This is a genomic window from Streptomyces sp. NRRL F-6492 (genome assembly GCF_001280125.1).
GTDB lineage: Bacteria > Actinomycetota > Actinomycetes > Streptomycetales > Streptomycetaceae > Streptomyces.
In genome coordinates this window covers 18,978-41,145 of sequence record NZ_LGEG01000230.1, presented here as the reverse complement: position 1 = coordinate 41,145, position 22,168 = coordinate 18,978, and the positions used below count along the sequence as shown (strand labels likewise).

19 protein-coding genes are annotated in these 22,168 nt (G+C 72.9%); 6 read left to right on the top strand and 13 right to left on the bottom strand.

Features of this window, described 5'->3' with window-relative positions:
• Nucleotides 1–11: 11 nt before the first annotated feature.
• Genes ADL08_RS22695 through ADL08_RS22685 form a run of 3 tightly spaced genes read right to left on the bottom strand, consistent with a single transcriptional unit; the run spans nucleotide 12 to nucleotide 3,629 of the window.
• Nucleotides 12–2,384 (bottom strand): FtsX-like permease family protein, encoded by a 2,373-nt coding sequence (locus ADL08_RS22695; protein WP_053645863.1) that lies wholly within the window; start codon nucleotides 2,382–2,384, stop codon nucleotides 12–14.
• The gene (locus ADL08_RS22690; protein WP_053645860.1) at nucleotides 2,381–3,064 is read right to left on the bottom strand and encodes an ABC transporter ATP-binding protein; all 684 of its coding nucleotides are present in this window, start codon (nucleotides 3,062–3,064) and stop codon (nucleotides 2,381–2,383) included. The genes ADL08_RS22695 and ADL08_RS22690 overlap by 4 nt, the downstream gene beginning before the upstream one ends.
• Nucleotides 3,065–3,104: 40 nt before the next feature.
• Entirely contained in the window at nucleotides 3,105–3,629 is a 525-nt protein-coding gene (locus ADL08_RS22685) for a PadR family transcriptional regulator (protein ID WP_053645857.1), read from the bottom strand.
• A 253-nt stretch (nucleotides 3,630–3,882) separates the two neighbouring features.
• Here ADL08_RS22685 and ADL08_RS22680 point away from each other — a divergent pair, with 253 nt between their 5' ends.
• The gene (locus tag ADL08_RS22680; RefSeq protein ID WP_053645855.1) at nucleotides 3,883–6,129 is read left to right on the top strand and encodes a transglycosylase domain-containing protein; all 2,247 of its coding nucleotides are present in this window, start codon (nucleotides 3,883–3,885) and stop codon (nucleotides 6,127–6,129) included.
• Nucleotides 6,130–6,238: 109 nt separating this feature from the next.
• On the opposite strand, the gene ADL08_RS22675 is transcribed toward ADL08_RS22680, so the two are convergent.
• From ADL08_RS22675 to ADL08_RS22665, 3 genes are all read right to left on the bottom strand, one after another.
• The gene (locus ADL08_RS22675) at nucleotides 6,239–8,191 is read right to left on the bottom strand and encodes an ATP-binding SpoIIE family protein phosphatase (RefSeq protein WP_053645854.1); all 1,953 of its coding nucleotides are present in this window, start codon (nucleotides 8,189–8,191) and stop codon (nucleotides 6,239–6,241) included.
• A 311-nt stretch (nucleotides 8,192–8,502) separates the two neighbouring features.
• The gene (locus ADL08_RS22670; protein WP_053645852.1) at nucleotides 8,503–9,168 is read right to left on the bottom strand and encodes a DUF402 domain-containing protein; all 666 of its coding nucleotides are present in this window, start codon (nucleotides 9,166–9,168) and stop codon (nucleotides 8,503–8,505) included.
• 147 nt (nucleotides 9,169–9,315) lie between these two features.
• Nucleotides 9,316–10,725 (bottom strand): class II fumarate hydratase, encoded by a 1,410-nt coding sequence (locus ADL08_RS22665; protein WP_053645850.1) that lies wholly within the window; start codon nucleotides 10,723–10,725, stop codon nucleotides 9,316–9,318.
• 106 nt (nucleotides 10,726–10,831) lie between these two features.
• Here ADL08_RS22665 and ADL08_RS22660 point away from each other — a divergent pair, with 106 nt between their 5' ends.
• Nucleotides 10,832–12,373 carry a ricin-type beta-trefoil lectin domain protein gene (locus ADL08_RS22660; protein ID WP_053645848.1) on the top strand — a complete coding sequence of 514 codons (1,542 nt, stop codon included), beginning with the start codon at nucleotides 10,832–10,834 and terminating at the stop codon, nucleotides 12,371–12,373.
• A gap of 57 nt (nucleotides 12,374–12,430) precedes the next feature.
• Here the strand turns inward: ADL08_RS22660 and ADL08_RS22655 are convergent, their stop codons facing one another.
• Both ADL08_RS22655 and ADL08_RS22650 read right to left on the bottom strand, forming a co-directional pair.
• On the bottom strand, nucleotides 12,431–13,069 hold the full coding sequence (locus ADL08_RS22655) for a lipoprotein (protein WP_078968425.1): 639 nt from the start codon (nucleotides 13,067–13,069) through the stop codon (nucleotides 12,431–12,433).
• 38 nt (nucleotides 13,070–13,107) lie between these two features.
• Nucleotides 13,108–13,758 (bottom strand): HAD family acid phosphatase, encoded by a 651-nt coding sequence (locus ADL08_RS22650; RefSeq protein WP_053645846.1) that lies wholly within the window; start codon nucleotides 13,756–13,758, stop codon nucleotides 13,108–13,110.
• 221 nt (nucleotides 13,759–13,979) lie between these two features.
• Here ADL08_RS22650 and ADL08_RS22645 point away from each other — a divergent pair, with 221 nt between their 5' ends.
• Nucleotides 13,980–14,519: an SRPBCC family protein gene (locus tag ADL08_RS22645; protein WP_053645845.1), complete on the top strand. Its 540-nt coding sequence runs from the start codon at nucleotides 13,980–13,982 to the stop codon at nucleotides 14,517–14,519.
• Nucleotides 14,520–14,575: 56 nt separating this feature from the next.
• Here the strand turns inward: ADL08_RS22645 and ADL08_RS22640 are convergent, their stop codons facing one another.
• Nucleotides 14,576–16,246 carry a fumarate hydratase gene (locus tag ADL08_RS22640; protein WP_053645895.1) on the bottom strand — a complete coding sequence of 557 codons (1,671 nt, stop codon included), beginning with the start codon at nucleotides 16,244–16,246 and terminating at the stop codon, nucleotides 14,576–14,578.
• A gap of 208 nt (nucleotides 16,247–16,454) precedes the next feature.
• Here ADL08_RS22640 and ADL08_RS22635 point away from each other — a divergent pair, with 208 nt between their 5' ends.
• Together ADL08_RS22635 and ADL08_RS22630 are read left to right on the top strand one after the other, a co-directional pair.
• Nucleotides 16,455–17,177, top strand: a complete 723-nt coding sequence (locus ADL08_RS22635; protein ID WP_053645843.1) for a DUF1707 SHOCT-like domain-containing protein — start codon at nucleotides 16,455–16,457, stop codon at nucleotides 17,175–17,177.
• 169 nt (nucleotides 17,178–17,346) lie between these two features.
• Nucleotides 17,347–17,718, top strand: coding sequence for a WhiB family transcriptional regulator (locus ADL08_RS22630; protein WP_053645841.1), 372 nt, complete (start codon nucleotides 17,347–17,349; stop codon nucleotides 17,716–17,718).
• A gap of 186 nt (nucleotides 17,719–17,904) precedes the next feature.
• Here ADL08_RS22630 and glpX read toward each other — a convergent pair whose 3' ends face one another.
• Nucleotides 17,905–18,936 carry a class II fructose-bisphosphatase gene (gene glpX / locus ADL08_RS22625; protein ID WP_053645839.1) on the bottom strand — a complete coding sequence of 344 codons (1,032 nt, stop codon included), beginning with the start codon at nucleotides 18,934–18,936 and terminating at the stop codon, nucleotides 17,905–17,907.
• Between the two features lie 118 nt (nucleotides 18,937–19,054).
• On the opposite strand from glpX, the gene ADL08_RS22620 reads away from it, so the two are divergent.
• Nucleotides 19,055–19,588: a DUF4245 domain-containing protein gene (locus ADL08_RS22620; RefSeq protein WP_199837068.1), complete on the top strand. Its 534-nt coding sequence runs from the start codon at nucleotides 19,055–19,057 to the stop codon at nucleotides 19,586–19,588.
• A gap of 111 nt (nucleotides 19,589–19,699) precedes the next feature.
• Here the strand turns inward: ADL08_RS22620 and ADL08_RS22615 are convergent, their stop codons facing one another.
• The 3 genes from ADL08_RS22615 to xseA form a co-directional block, all read right to left on the bottom strand.
• On the bottom strand, nucleotides 19,700–20,290 hold the full coding sequence (locus ADL08_RS22615) for a malonic semialdehyde reductase (protein WP_053645836.1): 591 nt from the start codon (nucleotides 20,288–20,290) through the stop codon (nucleotides 19,700–19,702).
• Between the two features lie 337 nt (nucleotides 20,291–20,627).
• Nucleotides 20,628–20,873 carry an exodeoxyribonuclease VII small subunit gene (locus tag ADL08_RS22610; protein ID WP_053645834.1) on the bottom strand — a complete coding sequence of 82 codons (246 nt, stop codon included), beginning with the start codon at nucleotides 20,871–20,873 and terminating at the stop codon, nucleotides 20,628–20,630.
• A 49-nt stretch (nucleotides 20,874–20,922) separates the two neighbouring features.
• Nucleotides 20,923–22,140 carry an exodeoxyribonuclease VII large subunit gene (gene xseA / locus ADL08_RS22605; protein ID WP_053645832.1) on the bottom strand — a complete coding sequence of 406 codons (1,218 nt, stop codon included), beginning with the start codon at nucleotides 22,138–22,140 and terminating at the stop codon, nucleotides 20,923–20,925.
• Nucleotides 22,141–22,168 lie beyond the last annotated feature (28 nt).

Here is a 22,168-nt window from a genome sequence, read left to right as displayed (position 1 = left end):
CGGTCGACGGGTCACTCCGTGCGCAGTCCGTCCGCGCGCATCAGCCGCCACAGGGCCGGCATGCTCAGCAGCGTCACCACCGCGATCAGGGCGGCGCCGATGCCGACGACGGGCAGGAACACCCACCAGTCCTGGACCCGCTGTCCGCCCATCTCCAGCAGGACCACCCCGAGCGCGAGCCCGCCCGCCACGGCGAGGGCCAGGCCGAGGGCGATCGGCACCGCCGTCTGCCACAGCACCGACCAGCACAGGGTGGAGCGCCGGGTGCCGAAGGCGACGAGCGAGGAGAGCAGCCGCTTGCGGTCCCTGAGCTGCTCCAGGGTCGTCACCAGGAGCGAGGCCGCCACCAGGAGCATCGTCAGGGTGGAGCCGACGAGGATGCCGGTGCGGACGCTGGAGAAGGCCGCGTCGCGCTCGGTGTCCTTCAGGTCCTTCACCCAGGCGGTCGGGTCGACCGCCGCCGCCGTGTTCCGCGCGTGCTCGGCGGCGTCGGGCACGGCCGGGTCGAGCCGGATCGTGCTCTGCGCGTAGGGCGCGTCGAGCAGGGCGGAGTCGATCGCCGACGGGGTGACGAGGACGCCGTACCGGTACATGCCCGTCGGGTCGGGGCGGGAGTCCACGACCTTCGCGCCCTCGGGGATCTCCCACCGCGGCGGCGGGGTGTCCGCGGGCCGCTTCCGCTCGCCCTCCGGCGGGTGCGGGTCGCGCAGGGCGACCGTGGCGCCCGGCCGCGCGACCGCGGTGATCCGCGCGTCGTCCGGGGCGCCCTGCGCGCCGTGCGCGAGGGCGACGAAGACGTCGCCGTCCCGGCAGGAGGGCAGGTCGGCGAACTCCCGCAGGGAGGAGCAGTCGCCGACCCTGACCGAGGCCGACGGGGCGAAGTCCTTGCCCTCCTCCGGCGGGCCGGGCCGCCACGCGTTCGACTCGATGACCGACAGCGCCTCGGCGACGCCCTCGGTCCGCGCGAAGCGGGCGGTGATGTCGCGGGCCTCGGCGGCGGTCCTGCCCCGGAAGCCGACGGCGATCTGGCTGCGGGACGAGTCCTCGCCGGTCGGCAGCGTGAAGTCCTTCTCCATCGCCTGGAAGAGCATCTGGAGCGCGATGGCGCCGGTGGCCGCGACGACGATGCCGCTGACCGCGCGGGCCGCCGTGCCGCTGCTCAACTGGAGCCTGCGGACGGCGAGCTGCCAGGCCACCGGGCCCGCGTGCAGCCGCTTCACCCCGGCCTCGACCAGCCATGGGAGCAGCGTGGTCAGACCGATCAGGAAGAGGACGGTGCCGGCCACGACGGGCACGGTGTCGATGCTGGTCCGGGTGACCTCGACCCGGCCCATGAGCGGGGCGAGCAGGGCGGCGCCGGCCGCGAGGACCAGCAGCCGCCACCACAGCCGGCGGCGGCGCGGCACGGAGGCCCGGACGACGCCGAGCGGCTCGATCGCCACCCCGCGCAGCGCGGCGAGGGTGACCGCGACCGAGGCGACCGGGACGGTCACGAGGGCGAGGGCGGCGAGGGCGGGCATCGGCACGACGTCGGAGGGGAAGGCGTTGACGTCCCAGAGGGTGAAGGACCCGGCGAACCGCCGGGCGGCCGCGAAGAGTCCGGCGCCGACCAGGAGGCCGAGGAGCGCGTCCGCGAGGGACTCGCCGGCCGCGATCCGCCGGGTCGTGGGGACGTCCGCGCCGACCAGCCGGAGCGCCGCGAGCCGCCGGTCGCGCTGCTCGCCGCCGAAGCGGACGGCGGTCGCGACGAAGACGAGCACGGGCAGCAGCAGGACGACGCAGGCGACGACCACGAGGAGGATCAGGAAGGCGTTCATCGGCTCCTCGGGCACCGACCAGCCGAAGCGCCGGCCGCGCCCGTCGAAGTTGTCGGTGTCGAGGAAGCCGACGTGGGCGACGTAGCGCAGGTCGGACGGCCCGATGAGCCCGTCCTCGCCGAGGGTTCCGACCGTCTTGTAGGGGAGCCGTTCCTTGAGCAGGGCGCCCTCGGGGGAGTCCAGCAGGTCGCGGAGCGCGGGGGAGACCAGCATCTCGCCGAGCCGGGGGAACGCGGTCGCGCCCGGGGGGACCGGGGGCGCGTCGCCCTCGGGGCGCAGCAGCAGCCCGGAGACGGCGGCGTCCCGGTGGGCGGTGACCCGGGTGAGGTGGAGAAAGGTGTCGGGCCCGGGGGCGCTGACCTCCCGGCTCCCGTCGACGGCGCGGACCGCCTCGCGCACCTCCCGCTGGAAGAGCATGTTCGGCAGGGAGGCGGCGAGCAGCAGCAGGGCCACGCCGAAGCCGACGCCGGTCGCGGTCAGCAGGGTGCGCAGCAGGCCGGGGCGGCCGCCGGTGACGGCGAACCGGGCGCCGAGACCCAGGTCGCGCGTCCAGACGCGGAGCTTCACGCGGCCCGCTCCGCGTCCCGCACGCGGCCGTCGCGGACGACGATCTCGCGGTCCGAGTAGGCGGCGACCCTGGCCTCGTGGGTGACGAGGACGACGGCGGCGCCGGTGTCCCGGGAGGCCTCGGTGAGCAGGCTCATGACCCGTTCGCCGTTGAGGGAGTCGAGGGCGCCGGTCGGCTCGTCGGCGAAGATCACCCGGGGGGCGGTGACGAGCGCGCGGGCGACGGCGACGCGCTGGCCCTGGCCGCCGGATATCTCGCCGGGGCGCTTGGCCGCGACCGTGTCGACCTCCAGGCGGGCGAGCCATTCGACGGCCCGGGCCTCGGCGGCCTTCCGCTTCTCGCCGTCGAGGCGCAGCGGGAGGGCCACGTTCTCCACGCAGGTCAGCTCGGGGACGAGCTGGCCGAACTGGAAGACGAAGCCGAAGTCGGTGCGGCGCAGGGAGCTGCGTTCGCGGTCGGAGAGGGCGGTGAGCTCGCGCCCGTCGTAGGTGATGGTGCCGGCGTCGGGGCGCACGATCCCGGCCAGGCAGTGCAGCAGCGTGGACTTGCCGGAGCCGGAGGGGCCCATGACGGCGACGACCTCGCCGGCCCGCAGGGAGAAGTCGGCGCCCGCGAGCGCCGGGGTCGGCCCGTAGGCCTTGTCGAGGCCGGTGGCCACGAGGAGCGGTGCGGAGGTCATCGGGAGGCCCTCTTTCCCCCGTGTCCCGGGAGGCGCGCGGTCATCGGCGGACCTCCTCGGCGAGCCGGTCGAGCCGGGCGGCGGTCAGTTCCAGCCAGCGCAGGTCCGCCTCCAGGTGGAAGAGGGCGTGGTCGCAGATGAGCTGGTCGGCGAGGTCGCCGTCCTTCTTGCGCCGGGTGAGCTCGCGCATCAGGCGCAGGTGCTCGGAGCGCTGGGCGTCCAGGATCCCCTCGGCCCCGCGGCCGGTCAGCAGGGCCAGGACGACCTTGGTGTAGAGCGTGGACTGGAGGTACGGCTCCGGCTTCTCGGGGGTGGCGAGCCACTGGGCGACATCGGTGACGCCGGCCTCGGTGACGGCGTACCGCTTCCGCTCGGGGCCGCCGCCCGCCTCGACGCCGTCGACGACCACGAGGCCGTTCTTCAGGAGCCGGGACATGGTCGAGTAGACCTGGCCGTAGTGGAGCGGCCGGTCGTGGCCGAATCTGTCGTCGAAGGCGCGCTTGAGGTCGTAGCCGTGGCGCGGGCCGGACTCCAGGAGCCCGAGGAGGGTGTGACCGATGGACATGCCGGTCACTGTACATGGTGTGTATACGCACGATGTATAGCGGAGCAACCGCAAGCGGAATGGTCCCTTCATGCAACCGTTCGACGTATTTGCGCGTCGGTTCCTCTGGGCGTGGGTGCTGATTCTCACGTCCTGAAAAGACGTGATCGGTCTCCTTTGTCCGTCCTGCCGGTGTTAGCTTGCTGAGCTGATCCGGTGCGCGCGGGCACACGCCGGAGCGCCGGGACACACGACGAGCGGAGCGACGGGACACATGGGCCGACCTGACACGGGCAAGGCGAAGAAGAGCGGCATACGCCGCCTCTTCTCCTGGAAGAAGCTCCTGGGCACCTTCTTCGTGTGCTGCCTGCTCGGCATGGGCGCCCTGTACGTGGTCTACCTCATGGTCCCGGTGCCGACGGCCAACGCCGAGGCGACGATGCAGAGCAACATCTACAAGTACGCCAACGGCAAGATCCTCGCCCGCACCGGCGAGATCAACCGCGAGATCGTCGGCCTCGACAAGATCCCCGAGAAGGTCCAGCAGGCGTTCGTCGCCGCCGAGAACAAGAGCTTCTACAAGGACAACGGCGTCGACATCAAGGGCACCACCCGCGCCGCCTGGTCCACCCTCACCGGCAAGGGCAAGCAGGGCGGCTCGACCATCACCCAGCAGTACGTCAAGAACTACTACCTGAGCCAGGACCAGACGGCGACCCGCAAGCTCAAGGAAATGGTCATCGCCATCAAGGTCGATGAGAACATGGACAAGAGCGAGATCCTCGCCGGGTACATGAACACCAGCTACTACGGGCGCAGCGCCTACGGCGTCCAGGCCGCCGCCCGCTCGTACTACGGCGTCGACGCCTCCCGGCTCACCACTGCCCAGGGCGCCTACCTCGCCTCCCTGCTCCAGGCGCCCAACCAGTACGACTGGACCTCCGCGAACGCCACCGGCCGCAAGCTCGTCGAGGAGCGCTGGAACTACGTCCTCGACAACATGGTCGAAGAGGGCTGGCTCCCGCCGTCCGAGCGCGCCGGCCTGAAGTTCCCCGTGCCGCAGAAGCCCAAGCCCCTCCCCGGCATGGAGGGCCAGACCGGCTACATCGTCGAGGCCGCCAACCAGGAGCTGATGCGCCAGGGCGTCAGCGAGGAGGACATCAAGGCCGGCGGCTGGACGATCACCCTCAACATCGACGAGAAGAAGCAGAAGGCCCTCGTCAAGGCCGTCGACGAGCAGCTGGAGGCCAAGCTCGACCGCAAGGGCGACGAGAAGCACGCCGTCGTCCAGGCCGGCGCCACCTCCGTCGACCCGAAGACCGGCGGGGTCGTCGCGATGTACGGCGGCGTCGGCGCCACCGAGCACTGGATCTCCAACGCGACCCGCCGCGACTACCAGCCCGCCTCCACCTTCAAGCCGCTCGTCCTGGCCTCCGCCGTCGAGAACCGCTCGAAGACGCAGGACGGACGGTACATAGGTCTCGGCACGATCTACGACGGCACCAGCGGGCGCGACGTCGTGGGCAGCGACATCCCCTTCAGCCCGGAGAACGAGGACGACCGGAGCTACGGCCCCGTCACCGTCCAGCGGGCCACCAACAGCTCGATCAACTCGGTCTACGCCCAGATGATCGTCGACGTCGGCGCCGACAAGGTGAAGAAGACCGCCCTGGCCCTCGGCATGAAGGACGGCAAGGACTTCCCCGAGGCCCCCGCCATCTCCCTCGGCGTCATGAACGCCTCGACCCTGGACATGGCCGGCGTCTACGCCACGCTCGACAACCACGGCAAGCGGGTCTCCCCGACCCTGGTGAAGTCCGCCCAGCACAGGGACCGCACGGTCCGGGGCGCGGACGCGGTCGGCGACCAGGTCATCACCCGCGAGGCCGCCGACACCGTCACCAAGGCCATGACCGGCGTCGTGCGCAGCGGCTCCGGCACCCGCGCCGCCGGCGACTACGCGGCCGCCGGCAAGACCGGCACCTCCGAGAACAACCGCTCCGCCTGGTTCGTCGGCTACACCCCCGAACTCGTCACCGCCGTCGCCCTCTTCGGCGAGGACGCCAAGGGCAACCAGGTCACCCTGACCAACACCATCAACCCGGGCCGCGCCAACGGCGGCCGGACGCCCGCGAAGATCTGGGGCGCCTACACGACCCGCGCCCTCGACGGCGGATCCGACGCGAAGTTCGACCTGGAGACCGACGGGACGGACGCGGTCGAGCCCGGCCCGGACCCCACCCCCACCACCGAGGCCCCCGAGGAGCCGACGGACGAGCCGACCACGGCCACGCCGGGCACCACGCCCCCGCCGACGAGCGACCCCGTCACCACCCCGCCGGCCCCGACGACCGACCCGGTCACCACCCCGCCGCCGCCCACCGAGGAGCCGACGACCCACGAGCCGTCCCCGCCGCCCTCGATCGACCCGCCCGACGGCGGCGGCGACACCGACCCCGGCGACGGCGACAGCGGCGGCGACACCGGCAAGCCCCACGACGGACTGCCGGTACGGCGGTGACGCGGCGCTGACGCCCGCACCGGCGCCGTGGAGACGCGCGGAAGGCCGGACCCCCTCGGGGGTCCGGCCTTCCGGCCGTCCGGGCACGGCCCGCTCAGGTGCGGCCCACTCAGGTACGGGTGGCCAGCTCGAACCAGACCACCTTGCCGCCCGAGAGCCGGGTCGCCCCCCAGCGCCGGGCCAGCCGGTTCACCAGGAAGAGCCCGCGCCCGCCCTCGTCGGTGTCCCGCGCCCGCCGCTGCCGGGGCAGCTGCGGGGAGTCGTCGCCGACCTCGCAGCGCAGCACGTCCGTACGGAGCAGCCGCAGGGTCACCGGCCGCTCCGCGTACCGCACGGCGTTCGTCACGACCTCGCTGATCAGCAGCTCCACCGAGTCCGTCAGGTCCTCCAGGTCCCAGCGGGCCAGCGCCCGCCGGGCGAGCCGCCGGGCCCGCCCCGGAGCCGCGTCCTCCGGATCCAGGAACCAGTACGCCACGTCGCTCGGCGCGATCCCGTCGAACCGGGCCGCCAGCAGCGCGATGTCGTCGTCCCGGTCGCCCGGCCCCAGCATGTCCAGGACGTCGTCGCAGAGCGCCTCCAGCGGCGGCGAGTGGTCCGGGCCCGTCAGCTGCGCGGTCGCCGCCAGGCGCTCCCGCAGCTGCTCGATCCCCGTCCACACGTCCCGCAGCCGCGACTCCACCAGACCGTCGGTGTACAGCAGCAGCGTGGCACCGGCCGGGGCGTCCAGCTCGACCGCCTCGAAGTCCACCCCGCCCACCCCGATCGGGGCGCCCGGCGGCACCCGCAGCACCTCCGCGCGCCCGCCCAGATGGAGCAGTATCGGCGGCGGATGGCCGGCGTTCGCCACCGTGATCCGGTGCGAGACCGGGTCGTACACCGCGTACAGGCAGGTGGCCATCCGGTTCTCGCCGAGCCGCTGCGCCTGCTCGTCCAGGTGGTGCAGGACCTCCTGCGGCGGCAGGTCGAGCCCGGCCAGGGTCTGCGCCGTGGTGCGCAGCTGGCCCATGATCGCCGCCGAGGTCATGGAGTGGCCCATGACGTCCCCGACGACCAGGGCGACCCTGCTGCCGGGCAGCGGGATCGCGTCGTACCAGTCGCCGCCCACCCGGGCCGTCTCGGCCGCCGGCAGATAGCGCGAGGCGAGCCTGACCCCGGTCGGCTGCGGCAGCGAGTCCGGCAGCATCGTCCGCTGGAGCTCGTCCGCGATGTACGCCTCCCGGCCGTACAGGACGGCCTTGTCGATGCCGAGCGCGGTGTGGGTGGCCAGCTGGGCCGCCACGAGCAGGTCGTTCGGCTCGAAGCCGGCCCGCTCGGAGCGCCGCAGGAACACGGCGGCGCCGATCACCCGGCGCCGGCCGCGCAGCGGAGCCAGTATCGCCCGCAGCCCGCCGGGCAGCGGACGGTCGGTGCCGAGCAGCTCGGTCAGCGCCTCCCGGGCGGCCGCGGAGTCGCCGAAGACCGGCCGCACCCCGCGCAGCACCTCGGCGAGCGCCCCTCCGGACCGCACCTCGCAGAGTTCGGCCGCGGGGGTCGGATCCGGATCGGGCACGAGGACGAGCTCCTCGGACTCCGGGTCCGTTAACCGCAGCCGGTCCGTCCGGCGCAGCCGCAGCACGAACGGCGCCACCGGGCGCTCGTCGCCCACCGGCAGCGGATCGCGCAGGTAGACCAGGATCTCGTCGGAGAAGGTGGGCACGGTCGCCCGGCACAGGCCGAGGACGATCTCGTCCAGGTCGATGCCGCGGGCGATCCGGCGGGTGGCCGCGCCGACGAACCGCAGCCGCTCGCCCTCCCGCCGCGCCGAGGTGCCCCCTCCGCCGCCGGACGGCTGCGGGGAGACGGCGACGGCCACGGCGCCGGAGCCGCCCGGGGCGCCGGCCCCGAGGGGCACCGCGGGCACGCCGGGCGCCGCCGGGGACTCCGTACCGGGGACCGCCGTCCCGCCCGGCTGGGCGGGTACGTCGGGCAGGCCGGCCGCCGCCTCCTGGCGGGGGCGCGCACGTTCCTGCGGCCGGGCAGCCAGGGGCTGCCGGCCTTCGTGGGAGGTGGGATGCTCCGTCACGCGTGGGATTCCGTCCGTCCGGGCCGGTGGTGCGATGCACTCGCTCTTCTCGCCGATGCCGCGCCTTCGGCGGGGATAAACCCCTCGTATGCAGCGGATGTGGACGCTCCGCCGGTCGCGGCGGCGACGGGGGTCGGAACACCCGGGCAGACGTCCGGCACTGCTCTCCCCCTCGTGGGTGACTGGCGGTCAGGTCCAGTGTGCTGTTGGGTCGCTGACGTACTGTTCGGTAGGTCCGACGTGCCGTCCGATCCGTGTCCGGCGTGCGGAGGACGATCCTACGTTTGGACCCCGGGGGTGCATCAAGGGTCTCACGGCCCGGTGCGGGCCGGGGTGCGGTCCCAGTCCGCCGGCAGTTCCGGAACCCGCCACGCCGGATCGGGCCGCCAGTGCTCCCAGCCGTCCGCGAACGGCGCCCCCCACGCCCGGATCCGCTCCACCGCCAGCCGCCCGGCGGCCCGCACCTCCGCCGCCTGCTCCGGGCCCATCAGACCGGACCGCTGGGCCTGCGCGAACTCGTCCTCGTCCCGCCACAACCAGCTGCGGTCGGGGTAGACGGAGATGTCGAGGAAGTGGTCCTCGGAGTCGAAGCCCCCGGACCAGCGGGTCCGGGGCTCCTCCAGGTTCACGTACCAGCTGCGGAAGCGCCAGCCGCGCTCCCAGAACAGCCACACCGACCACGGCTCGCCGGGCCGCGCCAGCTTCAGCACCCCGCTGCCGGCCCAGTGGGCCCGCTCGGTGGTGCGGGGAGCGGTGTAACGGGTGGCGAGCGGCTCGTCGTGGACGGGGGTGCCGTCGGCGAGCACGGGCCGGACGCACTCGGTGCCGGGCGCCATCCAGACCGCGAGCAGTTCGGGCGTGTCCCGGACGACCGTCACCGGCCGGCAGATGTGCACCGCGCCGGTGCCGTTGCCGCGGTAGCGCCAGAGGACGTGGTCCCCCGGCGCCCAGTGCTGGGAGCCGCCCGATCCTGTCATGCGCAGATCTTAGGGGGTGCCCCGCCGGCCGGGCCGGGCTCCCGGTGCCCGGTGCGCACGCTGATCCGGCCTGACCGGCGGGGCACCCCCCGGCGCGCTCCCACCGCCGCCGCGGCGCGGGTCACGGACGAGCCGGTGCGTACGGGATCACGGGTGCGTCATCCGCAGCACGTCCAGCGCCTCGTCCAGCTGCTCCACCGTGAGGTCGCCCCGCTCGACGTAGCCGGACTCCAGGACCACCTCGCGGATGGTCCTGCGCTCCGCGAGGGACTTCTTGGCGACCTTGGCGGCCTCCTCGTAGCCGATGTACTTGTTCAGCGGGGTGACCACGGACGGCGAGGACTCGGCGTACTCGCGGGCGCGCTCGGCGTTGGCCGTGATCCCGTCGACCGTGCGGTCCGCGAGCAGCCGGGACGCGTTGGCCAGAAGGCGTACGGATTCCAGCAGGTTCCTGGCCATCACCGGCAGCATCACGTTGAGCTCGAAGTTCCCGGCCGCGCCGGCCACCGCCACCGTGGTGTCGTTTCCGGTCACCTGCGCGGCGACCATCAGGACCGCCTCGGGGATCACCGGGTTCACCTTGCCCGGCATGATCGAGGAGCCGGGCTGGAGGTCGGGGAGGTTGATCTCGGCGAGGCCCGTGCGCGGCCCGCTGGCCATCCAGCGCAGGTCGTTGGAGATCTTGGTGAGGGAGACGGCGACGGTCCTGAGGTGCCCGGACGTCTCCACCAGGCCGTCGCGGGCGCCCTGCGCCTCGAAGTGGTCGCGGGCCTCGGTCAGCGGCAGTCCGGTGGTCCGGGCGACCTCCGCGATGACGGCCGCCGAGAAGCCGGCCGGGGTGTTGATGCCGGTGCCCACCGCCGTGCCGCCGAGGGGGAGTTCGGCGAGCCGGAGGAGCGCGCCGCGCAGCCGCTCGACCCCGTACCTCACCTGGGCCGCGTAGCCGCCGAACTCCTGGCCGAGGGTGACCGGGGTGGCGTCCATCAGGTGCGTGCGGCCCGACTTCACGACCTTCGCGAATTCGGCCGATTTTCGCTCCAGGGCGGCGGCCAGGTGCTCCAGGGCGGGGATCAGGTCGTGGGCGACGGCGCCGGTCGCCGCGATGTGGATGGAGGACGGGAAGACGTCGTTGGAGGACTGCGAGGCGTTCACGTGGTCGTTGGGGTGCACCTCCCGGCCCTCGGGCAGCCGCTCGGTGGCGAGGGTGGCGATCACCTCGTTGGTGTTCATGTTGGACGAGGTGCCCGAGCCGGTCTGGAAGACGTCGACGGGGAAGTGCTCGTCCCAGCGGCCCTCCGCGACCTCCTCCGCCGCCGAGGCGATCGCCTCCGCGCGGTCCGCGTCGATCACCCCGAGCCGGGCGTTGACCTTGGCGGCGGCGGCCTTGATCCGGGCCAGGGCCTCGATGTGGGCGCGCTCCAGGCGCTGGCCCGAGACCGGGAAGTTCTCCACCGCCCGCTGGGTCTGGGCCCGCCACTTGGCGTGCGCGGGGACCCGCACCTCGCCCATGGAGTCGTGCTCGATCCGGAAGTCCCCGGCCTTCTCGCTGTCGTTCATCCTCTTCAACCTCCCGCAAAAGTTGAGCACTTGTCTTGTTCGATGTATTCCCAAGGCGCGTACCGGCCAGTAAAAACCGTGGGTAACCCCACTTCCAGGAGGCGCAATGACGCGCACCAGGTACAGATTCCGCCGGCCCGTCGCAGCCGTCGCCACGGCCGCCGCGGTCCTCGGAACGATGATCGCGGCCGCCGCTCCCGCCGGCGCGGCCGACACGACCACGGCGACGGGCACGAGGGCCGTCGCCTCCGTGCCCCTGCCCCCCGCCCTGGAGGCCGTCCGGGCGGCCGAGGCCACCAGGATCTACGGAAGCCCCGAGGAGCGCCCGCTCGACCGGCGCAGGACCGGCTTGATCTCGCTCGGCGACAGCGAGATCTCCGGCGAGGGCGTCGGCACCTACGAACCCCCCACCAACGGTCCCACCAACTGGTGCCACCGCTCGCCCGACGCCGCCGTCCACCGCACCGGGATCCCCGCCGACCTCACGTTCAACGTCTCCTGCTCCGGCGCGTACAGCGGAAACATCAGGATCGGCGGCTCCCGGCAGTACGCCGACGAACTCGTCCAGAGCGACAGCCTCGCCGTCAAGGCCCGCAACACCCGGATCAAGATGGTCCTGCTCGTCGCCGGGGCCAACGACGACCTCCAGTTCGGCCCCGTCATGACCGACTGCGTCACCCGCTACCTGCTGAGCCAGGGCGCCTGCGAACCCAAGTACGCCCCCGGCTGGCAGTCCCGCGTCGACGGACTCGTCCCCAAGGTCGAGCAGACCGTCCGCGACCTCAGGACCGTCATGCGCGACGCCGGATACGCCGACGGCGACTACAAGCTCGTCCTCATGGGCTACCCGAGCCCGATCGGCCCCGACTTCCGCGACAACCCGAACTTCCCCGGCAAGCTGGTCTGCGGCGGCCTGGGCTACGACTCCGACACCGTCTGGGGGCGCGACACCGCCGTCCCCGCCTTCGAACGCGGCATGCGGAAGGCCGCCGCGTCCACCGGCGCCACCTACCTCGACAACTCCCGCCTCTTCCACGGCCACGAGGTCTGCACGGAGGACCCCTGGGCCCGGGGCCTCTACATCGACCTCTCCAAGCCCGGCCTCCCGGACGAGAACTCGGTCCGGCAGTCCTTCCACCCCAACGCGCGCGGGCACGCCGCCTTCGCGTCCTGCCTCACCCAGCTCTACGCCTCCGGCCTGCGCGAGGCGAGCTGCGCCGACGTGAACTCCACCGGAAGGCCCGCCCTCTTCCCGCTCGCCTGGGACGACGCCTACCGGCCCCTGAGGAACCAGGCGACCGGCGACTGCCTGGACGCCGACGCCGCCACCAGCGCCAACGGCACCCGGGTCCTCGGCTGGGACTGCCACGACGGCCGCAACCAGACCTGGTGGTACGACCCCGCCCGGCAGACCGTCCACACCGGCCTCACCCAGGACCGCTGCCTGGACGTGCCCGACCTCCAGTACCGCGCCGGCACGGGCCTGATCCTCTGGGACTGCCACGGCGGCGCCAACCAGAAGTTCGTCCGCGACGGCGCCACCCTCCGGCCCGCCGCCGCGACCGGCACGTGCCTCACCCAGGGCGCGGCGAAGGAGCAGATCAGGCTCCGGGCCTGCGACGGCTCCGCGAGCCAGAAGTTCGCGTAGCCCCTCGCCCGCGCGGAGCGCCGCGGCCCCCGTCCCGCACCGGACGGGGGCCACGGCTCAGCGCACCTTCAGGCTCGTGCGGGCCAGCTCGTACGCCGGGAGCATCGCGCGATGCTCCTCGGTGTCCGTCCCGGCGAGGTGGACGACGACCGTCCCCTCCGGGGTGGCGACGGCGAAGGCGCGCTCCTCCTTGTCCTCGTCGAGCAGCTCGCTCCGTACCGTGTAGGTCACCTCGACGGCGGGCGCGCCGCCCGCCGTCGTCTCCCGGTACGAGGCGCCGGAGCTCCCCCTCTCCGCCTTCACGAACCCTTCGAGGGCGGCCCGGGCCGGACCCCTCTCCGCCGTCCACACCCGCAGGAAGCCGAGGTGCCCGGCCGGCTTGGCGTCCACCTCGCAGCGGACGGTGGCCGGCCCCTGCCGCGTGAGCGCCGCGAACTCCGGGTCCTCCGGGTTCCTGACCGCCTCCGGCTCCCAGTCCTTCGCGAGGGAGAAGGAGACCGGCAGCGCGCAGGCCGTCCCCGGACCGCCGAGGGAGGCCGCCGCGACGGGCTCCGCCGCGGGCTTCGCGGCGGAGGCCTCCGCCGTCGGCCGTGCCCCCGGGGTGGCCCCGGGGAGCGGCTCGGGACCGCCGCAGCCGGTCAGCAGCGTCCCCGCCGCGAGGAGGGCGGGGACCAGGGGACGTATCGGAGGGCGCATGATCGTCAGCGTAACCGCGTACGGCCCCCGTGACGGGCTCAGGAGAGCTTGCCGCCGTAGTCCGGGAGCTTGAAGGTGCGCTCGGCGTGCCCGCCGACGAGGTCGGTGGTGTTGTTGCCGATGTTCGCGATGATCGTGTAGCCCTTGGCCTCGATCTCCGCGCGCTTCTCGGTCTTGTACGCGCCGACCTCGGCGAACAGGTCGGGCAGCGAGCGCACGTACAGACCGTCGACCGGGTAGCCGGCCTTCTTCAGGTTCCAGTCGGTGAGCGAGTGGATGATCCCGGGGCGGGCGGTGACGAAGAAGACGGCCACCCCGCGCGCGTGGGCGTCGCGGACGAGGGCGCGGACGTCGGCGATGGCCGGGGTGGGCAGCTCCCAGAACGGGTGGAAGTCCGTCTCCAGGGAGCTGTTGTCGATGTCGAGGACGAGGGCCTGCTTCTCGCGCCCGGCGTCCTTCGCGCGCTCCTCGACGTACGGACGCGCCTCGGCGACGACGGCCGCCACGTCCCGGCGCCAGGTGGCGTAGTCGATGCCGGCGATCGCGGCGGTCGACACCAGGTGGGCGTCCGGGTCGGAGGCGGTGGCGGCGGACGCGGCGGGCGCGGGCCCGACGACGAGGGCGGCGGAGAGGGCCAGCACGGCGGTGGAACCGGCGGCGGCACGCCGGTGGAGGGGGGTGGAGGGCATGGGGGGCTCCCGAGAGGTCGACCGGCTCGGTACTGCTCAGTGGTTGACATGCTCGCGACCCATATTGACGGGTGGGCGACGGGAGGACTACCGGTCGGTAGCGACTTTCCGAGCACCCGTCACCGACGGGGGAGTTCCGCTTCCGGCGGGGTGACGTGCGTCCCGTTGTGGACGCGGACCGGCCCGCCGGATGATCGGAGGACCGGACCGGAGGGAGCGTCATGCGGTACGCCGAGGGGCCCAGCGCCCACTGCGACATCCACATCGGGGCGGCCGTGCCGTCGGTCTGGGAGCTGGTGACCGACATCCTGCTCCCCGCCAGGTTCAGCCCCGAACTGCGCCGCTCCGCCTGGCTCGACGGCGCGGAAGGCCCCCGGCCGGGCGCGCGCTTCGAGGGCCGCAACCACCACCGGCTGCTCGGCGAGTGGCGGACCGTCTCCCACGTGACCGAGCTGGACGGCACGGGCGGACGCCGGGTGTTCGCCTGGGCCGTCACGGACGCGGACGGCCGCTACGGCGACCCGGCGCCGGACCCGGCGAGGCCCATGGCGACTTGGCGCTACGAGCTCGCGCCCGAGGACGGCGGCACCCGGCTGCGCCAGTCGGTCCGCCTGGGCCCGGCCCGCAGCGGCGTCTCCCTGGCCCTCGACCGGTGGCCGGACCGCGAGGCGGAGATCGTCGCCGCCCGCCTGGAGGAGCTGCGCGCGGGGATGGCGAAGACCCTCGCGGGCATCAAGGCCCTGGCGGAAAAGGGCGCGTGAAGGGAGGAGCCCCCGGCCGCCGACGGCCGGGGGCTCCTCGGGGCGCCGCCGCCGGGTCAGGCGAGGCCGGGGCCCCGCACCGGGATGTGCGTGAACGTCGGCTCCGGGGCCGGGTTCTGGAAGAAGTCGTTGCCCTTGTCGTCCACGACGATGAACGCCGGGAAGTCCTCGACCTCGATCTTCCAGACCGCCTCCATGCCGAGCTCCTCGTACTCGACGACCTCGACCTTCTTGATGCAGTCCTGCGCCAGGCGCGCGGCCGGGCCGCCGATCGAGCCGAGGTAGAAGCCGCCGTGGCCGCCGCACGCGTCCGTGACCTGCTGCGAGCGGTTGCCCTTGGCCAGCATGACCTTCGAGCCGCCCGCCGCCTGGAACTGCTCCACGTACGAGTCCATGCGGCCGGCCGTCGTCGGGCCGAAGGAGCCGGAGGCGTAGCCCTCGGGGGTCTTCGCCGGGCCCGCGTAGTACACCGGGTGGTCCTTCAGGTACTGCGGCATCTCCTCGCCCGCATCCAGGCGCTCCTTGATCTTGGCGTGCGCGATGTCGCGCGCCACGACCAGCGGGCCGGTGAGCGAGAGGCGGGTCTTGACCGGGTACTTGGTCAGCTCGGCGAGGATCTCGTCCATCGGCTGGTTGAGGTCGATCCGCACGACGTCGGAGGCCTCGTCGAGGTGCTCGTCGGTGGTCTCCGGCAGGAAGCGCGCCGGGTCCGTCTCCAGCTGCTCCAGGAAGACGCCCTCGGCGGTGATCTTCGCGACGGCCTGGCGGTCGGCCGAGCAGGAGACGGCGATGGCGACGGGCAGCGAGGCGCCGTGGCGCGGCAGGCGCACCACGCGCACGTCGTGGCAGAAGTACTTGCCGCCGAACTGCGCGCCGATGCCGATCCTCTGCGTCAGCTCGAAGACCTTCTCCTCCAGCTCCTTGTCGCGGAAGCCGTGGCCGGTCTCGGCCGAGCCCTCGGTGGGCAGCTCGTCCAGGTAGTGCGCGGAGGCGTACTTCGCGGTCTTGAGCGCGAACTCGGCGCTGGTGCCGCCGACGACGATCGCCAGGTGGTACGGCGGGCAGGCGGCCGTGCCGAGCGAGCGGATCTTCTCCTCCAGGAACTTCATCATGGAGGCCTCGTTGAGGACCGCCTTGGTCTCCTGGTAGAGGAAGGACTTGTTGGCGGAGCCGCCGCCCTTGGCCATGAAGAGGAACTTGTACGCGCCGCCGTCGGTCGCGTACAGCTCGATCTGCGCGGGCAGGTTCGAGCCGGTGTTCTTCTCCTCCCACATGGTGACCGGGGCCATCTGCGAGTACCGCAGGTTGAGCTTGGTGTACGCGTCGTAGACGCCCTTGGACAGGGCCTCCTCGTCGCGGCCGCTCGTCAGCACGTTCTGGCCGCGCTTGCCCATGACGATCGCGGTGCCGGTGTCCTGGCACATCGGGAGGACGCCGGCGGCGGCGATGTTCGCGTTCTTGAGGAGGTCGAGCGCGACGAACTTGTCGTTGCCCGACGCCTCCGGGTCGTCGATGATCCGGCGCAGCTGGGCCAGGTGGGCCGGGCGCAGGAAGTGCTGGATGTCGTGGATCGCCTCGGCGGCCAGCCGCCGCAGCGCCTCGGGCTCGACCTTGAGGAACGTACGACCGTCGGCCTCGAAGGTGGAGACGCCTTCGGCGGTCACCAGGCGGTAGGGCGTGGTGTCCTCTCCCAGGGGGAGCAGATCGGAGTACGAAAACTCTGGCATGACGGCGGTCATTCCTCACTCGGCGGGCGGCGGCGCCGCCTCCGTTGGCAACGCGCCCTCCAGCGTAGAACGCACCCGTTCCGACGATCCTGTGAGGTAAGGCTCACTTGGACGGATCATGGCCCGCCCGTGTTCCGCCGTGCTTTCGTCCACAGGTCCCGGCCCCGCCCCCTGGTCGCGATCTATCGCGTTTCGCTAGGCTGGTTCCGTGGACCTCGAAAAGCAGCCCGAACCCGAAAAGCAGCCGCAGCCGCAGCGGTCGGCCGCACCCGCAGAGACCGCCCCCGCGGGGCCCGCTTTCGCCGATCCGCAGGGCTCGCTGCGGGCCTCGGACGCGGACCGGGACCGGATCGCCGACATCCTCAGGGACGCCCTGGCCGAGGGGCGGCTCGACGCCGAGGAGCACTCGGACCGGATCGACGCGGTCTACCGGGCCAAGACGGTCGGGGAGCTGGAGCCGATCGTCCGCGACCTGCCGGCCGCCCGGACCTCCCGGCCGGAGCCCGAGCCGGCGTACTCCTACGGTCCCGACGACCAGGAGGGCACCCCGGACAACCTCGTCGCGATCTTCTCCAGCACCACCCGCAAGGGCCGCTGGCGGGTGAGCCGCCGGACGAACGCCTTCGCGCTCTTCGGCAACATCGAGATCGACCTGACCGAGGCGATCTTCGCCCAGCGCCTGACCACCATCAACGCCACCTCCATCTTCGGCAACGTCGAGGTGCGGGTCCCGGAGAACATCAGCCTGCGCGGCAACGGCAGCGGGATCTTCGGCAACTTCGAGGTCGTCACCCTGGAGGGCGTCGACCCGCAGGCTCCGGTCGTCGTCATCAACGGCTACTCGGTCTTCGGCAACGTCGAGGCGAGGCCCAAGCGCGGCAAGTGGATCACGGACCTCCAGGGCAGGATGCGCAAACACCTCGGCCACTGACGGGCGTTCGCGGGCGGGGAGCGCCGCGGGACCGGTGACCGGAACGCGCTCCCCGGCGTCCGCTTCGCGGAACGGCGCGGCACCCAGTGCATAGGCGCGCGCACAGCGGGTAAGGCTCGTGGCATCGCCTCTCGCTCGCGAAGTCGTCGTCAGTCGTCAGGAGTAGACCGTGCTGCAACTGCCGCATCAGCCCCTCCAGGCCGTCGCCGTCCCTCCCGCCCGCACCCCGGCCCGCGAGGACGAGGGCGGCCCGTGGCACGCGGAGGCGGTGTGCCGCCGTGACGAGGCGGGGCTCTTCTTCGCCCCCTCCAAGGAGCCGACGGCCGCGCGGCTCGCCCGCGAGGAGGCCGCCAAGAGGGTCTGCGCGCGCTGTCCGGTGATGGTCGAGTGCCGCGAGCACGCACTGCTCCAGCCCGAGCCGTACGGGGTGTGGGGCGGGCTCACGGCGGCGGAGCGCCGCGTCGTCCTCGCCCGGCGCCGGCGGCGCGAGGTGGAGCTGAGGAAGGCGGCCGCGACCGAGCGGATCGCCAAGGCGGGCTGACGGAGACGAGGAGCCGGGACGCCGGGACCGGAGGACGGGACCGGGTCCGGGCGAGGAGAGCTCCGCCGGCCCGTACGGGAAGGGGCGCCCCCACCGCACATGGGGGCGCCCCTCTTCGTGCCGTCCGGCGGGCGAGTGCCCGCCCCCGGCCCGGGGCCCGTCCGGCTCCGAGCCGCCGGACGGGCCCTACTTGGCCCGGTCGAAGTCGATCTTGCTGTACGCGCGCAGCTTCGAGAGCCGGTGCGTGGAGTCGATCTGGCGGATCGTGCCGGACTTCGAGCGCATCACCAGGGACTGCGTGGTCGCCGTCTCGGCGCGGTAGCGCACCCCGCGCAGCAGCTCGCCGTCCGTGATGCCGGTCGCGACGAAGAAGACGTTGTCGCCGCTGACCAGGTCGTCCGTGGAGAGGACCCGGTCCAGGTCGTGGCCCGCGTCGAGCGCCTTCTGCCGCTCGGCGTCGTCCTTCGGCCACAGCTTGCCCTGGATCACGCCGCCGAGGCACTTGATGGCGCAGGCGGAGATGATGCCCTCGGGGGTGCCGCCGATGCCCATGAGCATGTCGACGCCGGTGCCCTCGCGGACGGCCATGATCGAACCGGCGACGTCGCCGTCCGAGATGAACTTGATCCGGGCCCCGGTCTCGCGGATCTCCTTGACGATGCCCTCGTGGCGGGGGCGGTCCAGGATGACGACCGTGATGTCCTCGGGCGAGGAGTTCTTCGCCCTGGCGACCCGGCGGATGTTGACCGAGACGGGGGCGTTGATGTCGACGAAGTCGGCGGCCTCCGGGCCGGTGACCAGCTTGTCCATGTAGAAGACCGCGGACGGGTCGAACATGGTGCCGCGGTCGGCGGCGGCCAGGACGGCGATCGCGTTCGGCATGCCCTTGGCGTTGAGCGTGGTGCCGTCGATCGGGTCGACCGCGATGTCGACCTCGGCGCCGGTGCCGTCGCCGACCCGCTCGCCGTTGAACAGCATGGGCGCTTCGTCCTTCTCGCCCTCGCCGATGACGACGACGCCGTCCATCGAGACGGTGGAGATCAGGGTCCGCATGGCGTTGACCGCCGCGCCGTCCGCGCCGATCTTGTCGCCCCGGCCGACCCAGCGTCCGGCGGCCATGGCTGCGGCCTCGGTGACGCGCACCAGTTCGAGGGCGAGGTTGCGGTCGGGGGCCTCGGGAGAGACCTCCAGTTCGGGCGGGAGGGTGTGCTCGGTCATCGTTGCGCACCTTTCTGTACGGCGACGGCCGGAAAGTAAGAGGGTGCTGTGACTCTATCGTCAGGTCGACAAAATGAGCAGAGGGGCCCACGTATGAGCGCGAGACCGTGATGCGACCATGGGGGGCGTGGCAGGTATGCGAGGCAGGCAGACGGTACGCGGGATGTTCCAGTCCCTCGGTGTGATCATGGTCGCCGCGGGCGTGATGTATCTCTTCATCCCGCACGACGAGCACGCGGACCCGGTGAAGGCGAAGGACTACCGGGTCGAGCTCCTGACGGCCCAGCGGGCGGCGCCGTATCCGGTGCTGGCCCCCGAGGGCCTCGACGAGGGCTGGAAGGCGACGGTCGTCTCGTACAAGCGCGAGAACGCCGACGCCTGGCAGCTCGGCTTCCTCTCCCCGGACACGCAGTACGTGGCGGTCCACCAGTCGACGGCGGAGCCGGGCACGTTCGTCCCCAAGGTGACCCAGAAGGCGAAGGACACCGGGAGGACGCAGACGGTGGCCGGCCAGGTCTGGCAGCGCTGGGAGGGCCCGAAGTACGACGCGCTCGTGCGGACGGAGGGCGGCGCGACGACCGTGGTGACCGGCACCGCGTCCTTCGAGCGGCTGGCCGAGATGGCGGCCTCGCTCCGGTCGCGGAAGGTCTGAGGAGCACGCGCGCGGACGGAAGGGTCCGGGGGCGCGTGCGCGCACGGACGGGAAGGGCCCCGCACTCGTGGAGTGCGGGGCCCTTCCCGTACGAGCGGCCGGTCACCGGTCTCAGACGGTGGTGACGACCTCGTCGAAGGAGAGGCGCGGGGAGCGCGGGAACCAGGCGTCCTCGCCCGGCTTGCCGATGTTGACGACCATCAGCGGGGTGTGGTCGGCGTCGAGGAACTCCTTCTGGACGCCGGCGAAGTCCAGGCCGGTCATCGGGCCGGCGGCCAGGCCGGCGGCGCGGACGCCGACGATGAAGTACGCGGCCTGGAGGGCGGCGTTCACCAGGGCGGACTGCTCGCGGACCGGGCGCTCGGCGAAGAACATGTCCTTGGCCTGCGGGAAGTGCGGGAGCAGGGCCGGGAGGTCCTCGTGGAACTCGTTGTCGGCGGAGAGGATCGCGACGAGCGGCGCGGCGGCGGTCTTGGGGCGGTTGCCCTCGGCCATGTGCTTGACCAGGCGCTCGCGGGCCTCGGGGGAGCGGACCAGGGTGATGCGCAGCGGGGTCTGGTTGAAGGCGGTGGGGCCGTACTTCACCAGGTCGTAGATCGCCTGGACCTGCTCGTCGGTCACCGGCTCGTCGGTGAACGTGTTGGCGGTGCGGGCCTCGCGGAAGAGGAGGTCCTGGGCGGCGGGGTCAAGGGCGAGAGACATGCTGCGTACCTTCCGGACTGCGCAAAGCTGCACAAGGTGGGGATCGCTCGTACGGAGTTCAAGCGGTGTCCCCGACAGTACGCCCTCGATTGGTGAAACTTCAACTATCTTATCCGGATAGTGATCCGCTTCACTCGTGAGTCTACGCCAGGACGGGCGCGGCGGGAAGATCGCCTCCCGCACCCGGCACCCGGCACCCGGCACCCCGCACCCGGCACCCGGCACCCCGCACCTCGATCCTTGCTCCCCGCACTCCGATCCCCGCACTCCGATCCCCGCACCCCGATCCCCGCTCCCCGGCGCGGCCCGGAGGCCACCGCCCGTCGCGGCCCGGACCTCACTCCGTGGCGCCTCCGCCGTCCTCCCCGTCCGCGTCCGCCGCCAGCGCGGCGTCCAGACGGGCCCGGGCGCCCTCCAGGCGGAGTCGGCACACCTTCGCCAGCTCCTCGCCGCGCTCCCAGAGCGCGAGGGAGTCCTCCAGGGTGGTCCCGCCCGCTTCCAGCCGCCGGACGACCTCGATCAGCTCGTCCCGCGCCTGCTCGTACCCGAGGGCGGTCCCGTCCGTACCCGTACCCGCTGCCATGTCCGTCCTTCTGTCGATGGGGTGATCCGTCATGAGGTCTTCGGGCCGCTCAGCCGGAGTCCGCCACGCGCCGCACCGCGAAGTCGCCCTCCGCGACCCGGGCCCGCAGCTCCTCGCCCCCGGCGACCTCCTCCGGGGAGCGGACCACCGTGCCGTCCGCCCGCTGGAGCACCGCGTACCCACGCTCCAGCGTCGCCGCGGGCGACAGCGCCCGGACCCGCGCCCGCGTGTGCGACAGCTCGGAGTCGGCCCGGTCGAGGAGGTGCCCGAGGACCCGCCGGCTCCGGGCGAGCAGCGCCGACACCTCGTCCTCGCGGACCTCGACCACGCGCAGCGGCTGCTCCATGACGGGCCGCGCGAGCGCGTGCGCCAGGCCGCGCTCCTCCCGGTCCAGGAGCCCCTGCACGGTCCGCAGCGCCCGGTCGCGAAGGCCGCGCACCCGCTCCAGCTCCTCGCCGACGTCCGGGACGACCTTCTTGGCCGCGTCCGTCGGCGTCGAGGCGCGCAGGTCGGCCACCAGGTCGAGCAGGGGCGAGTCCGGCTCGTGCCCGATCGCGGAGACCACCGGCGTACGGCAGTCGGCCACGGCCCGGACGAGCTGCTCGTCCGAGAACGGCAGCAGGTCCTCGACGCTGCCGCCGCCCCGGGCCACGACGATCACGTCCACGTCCCCGTCCGCGTCGAGCTCCCGGACCGCCTGGACCACCTGCGGGACCGCCTTCACGCCCTGCACCGCGACGTTGCGCACCTCGAAGGCGACGGCGGGCCAGCGACGGCGCGCGTTCTCCAGGACGTCCCGCTCCGCCGCCGACGCGCGGCCGCAGACGAGACCGATCCGCCGCGGCAGGAACGGCAGCGGCTTCTTCCGGTCGAGCGCGAAGAGCCCCTCGGCCGCCAGGCTCCGCTTCAGCCGTTCCAGCCGGGCGAGCAGCTCCCCGATCCCGACCGGCTTGATCTCGGCGGCCCGCAGCGACAGCTGCCCGCGCGGCGCGTACCACTCGGGCTTGGCGTGCACGACGACCCTGGCCCCCTCCGACACGACGTCCGCGACCGCGTCGAAGACCTGCCGGTAGCAGGTGACGCCGACGGAGACGTCGTGCGAGGGGTCCCGCAGGGTCAGGAAGACGACCCCGGCACCGGGGCGCCGCGACAGCTGCGTGATCTGCCCCTCGACCCAGACGGCCCCGAGCCGGTCGATCCAGCCCCCGATCATCCGGGAGACCTCACCGACGGGCAGCGGCGTTTCGGCGGACGTAGTCAGAGCCATGGACCGAGCGTAACGGCGCGGTACGACA

Bases quoted from the DNA above. Each gene is read 5' to 3' on its own strand.
- ADL08_RS22690 (WP_053645860.1), bottom strand. From the start codon at position 3,064: ATGACCTCCGCACCGCTCCTCGTGGCCACCGGCCTCGACAAGGCCTAC.
- ADL08_RS22685 (WP_053645857.1), bottom strand. From the start codon at position 3,629: ATGTCCATCGGTCACACCCTCCTCGGGCTCCTGGAGTCCGGCCCGCGC.
- ADL08_RS22680 (WP_053645855.1), top strand. From the start codon at position 3,883: ATGGGCCGACCTGACACGGGCAAGGCGAAGAAGAGCGGCATACGCCGC.
- ADL08_RS22670 (WP_053645852.1), bottom strand. From the start codon at position 9,168: ATGACAGGATCGGGCGGCTCCCAGCACTGGGCGCCGGGGGACCACGTC.
- ADL08_RS22665 (WP_053645850.1), bottom strand. From the start codon at position 10,725: ATGAACGACAGCGAGAAGGCCGGGGACTTCCGGATCGAGCACGACTCC.
- ADL08_RS22660 (WP_053645848.1), top strand. From the start codon at position 10,832: ATGACGCGCACCAGGTACAGATTCCGCCGGCCCGTCGCAGCCGTCGCC.
- ADL08_RS22655 (WP_078968425.1), bottom strand. From the start codon at position 13,069: ATGCGCCCTCCGATACGTCCCCTGGTCCCCGCCCTCCTCGCGGCGGGG.
- ADL08_RS22650 (WP_053645846.1), bottom strand. From the start codon at position 13,758: ATGCCCTCCACCCCCCTCCACCGGCGTGCCGCCGCCGGTTCCACCGCC.
- ADL08_RS22645 (WP_053645845.1), top strand. From the start codon at position 13,980: ATGCGGTACGCCGAGGGGCCCAGCGCCCACTGCGACATCCACATCGGG.
- ADL08_RS22640 (WP_053645895.1), bottom strand. From the start codon at position 16,246: ATGCCAGAGTTTTCGTACTCCGATCTGCTCCCCCTGGGAGAGGACACC.
- glpX (WP_053645839.1), bottom strand. From the start codon at position 18,936: ATGACCGAGCACACCCTCCCGCCCGAACTGGAGGTCTCTCCCGAGGCC.
- ADL08_RS22620 (WP_199837068.1), top strand. From the start codon at position 19,055: ATGGGGGGCGTGGCAGGTATGCGAGGCAGGCAGACGGTACGCGGGATG.
- ADL08_RS22615 (WP_053645836.1), bottom strand. From the start codon at position 20,290: ATGTCTCTCGCCCTTGACCCCGCCGCCCAGGACCTCCTCTTCCGCGAG.
- ADL08_RS22610 (WP_053645834.1), bottom strand. From the start codon at position 20,873: ATGGCAGCGGGTACGGGTACGGACGGGACCGCCCTCGGGTACGAGCAG.
- xseA (WP_053645832.1), bottom strand. From the start codon at position 22,140: ATGGCTCTGACTACGTCCGCCGAAACGCCGCTGCCCGTCGGTGAGGTC.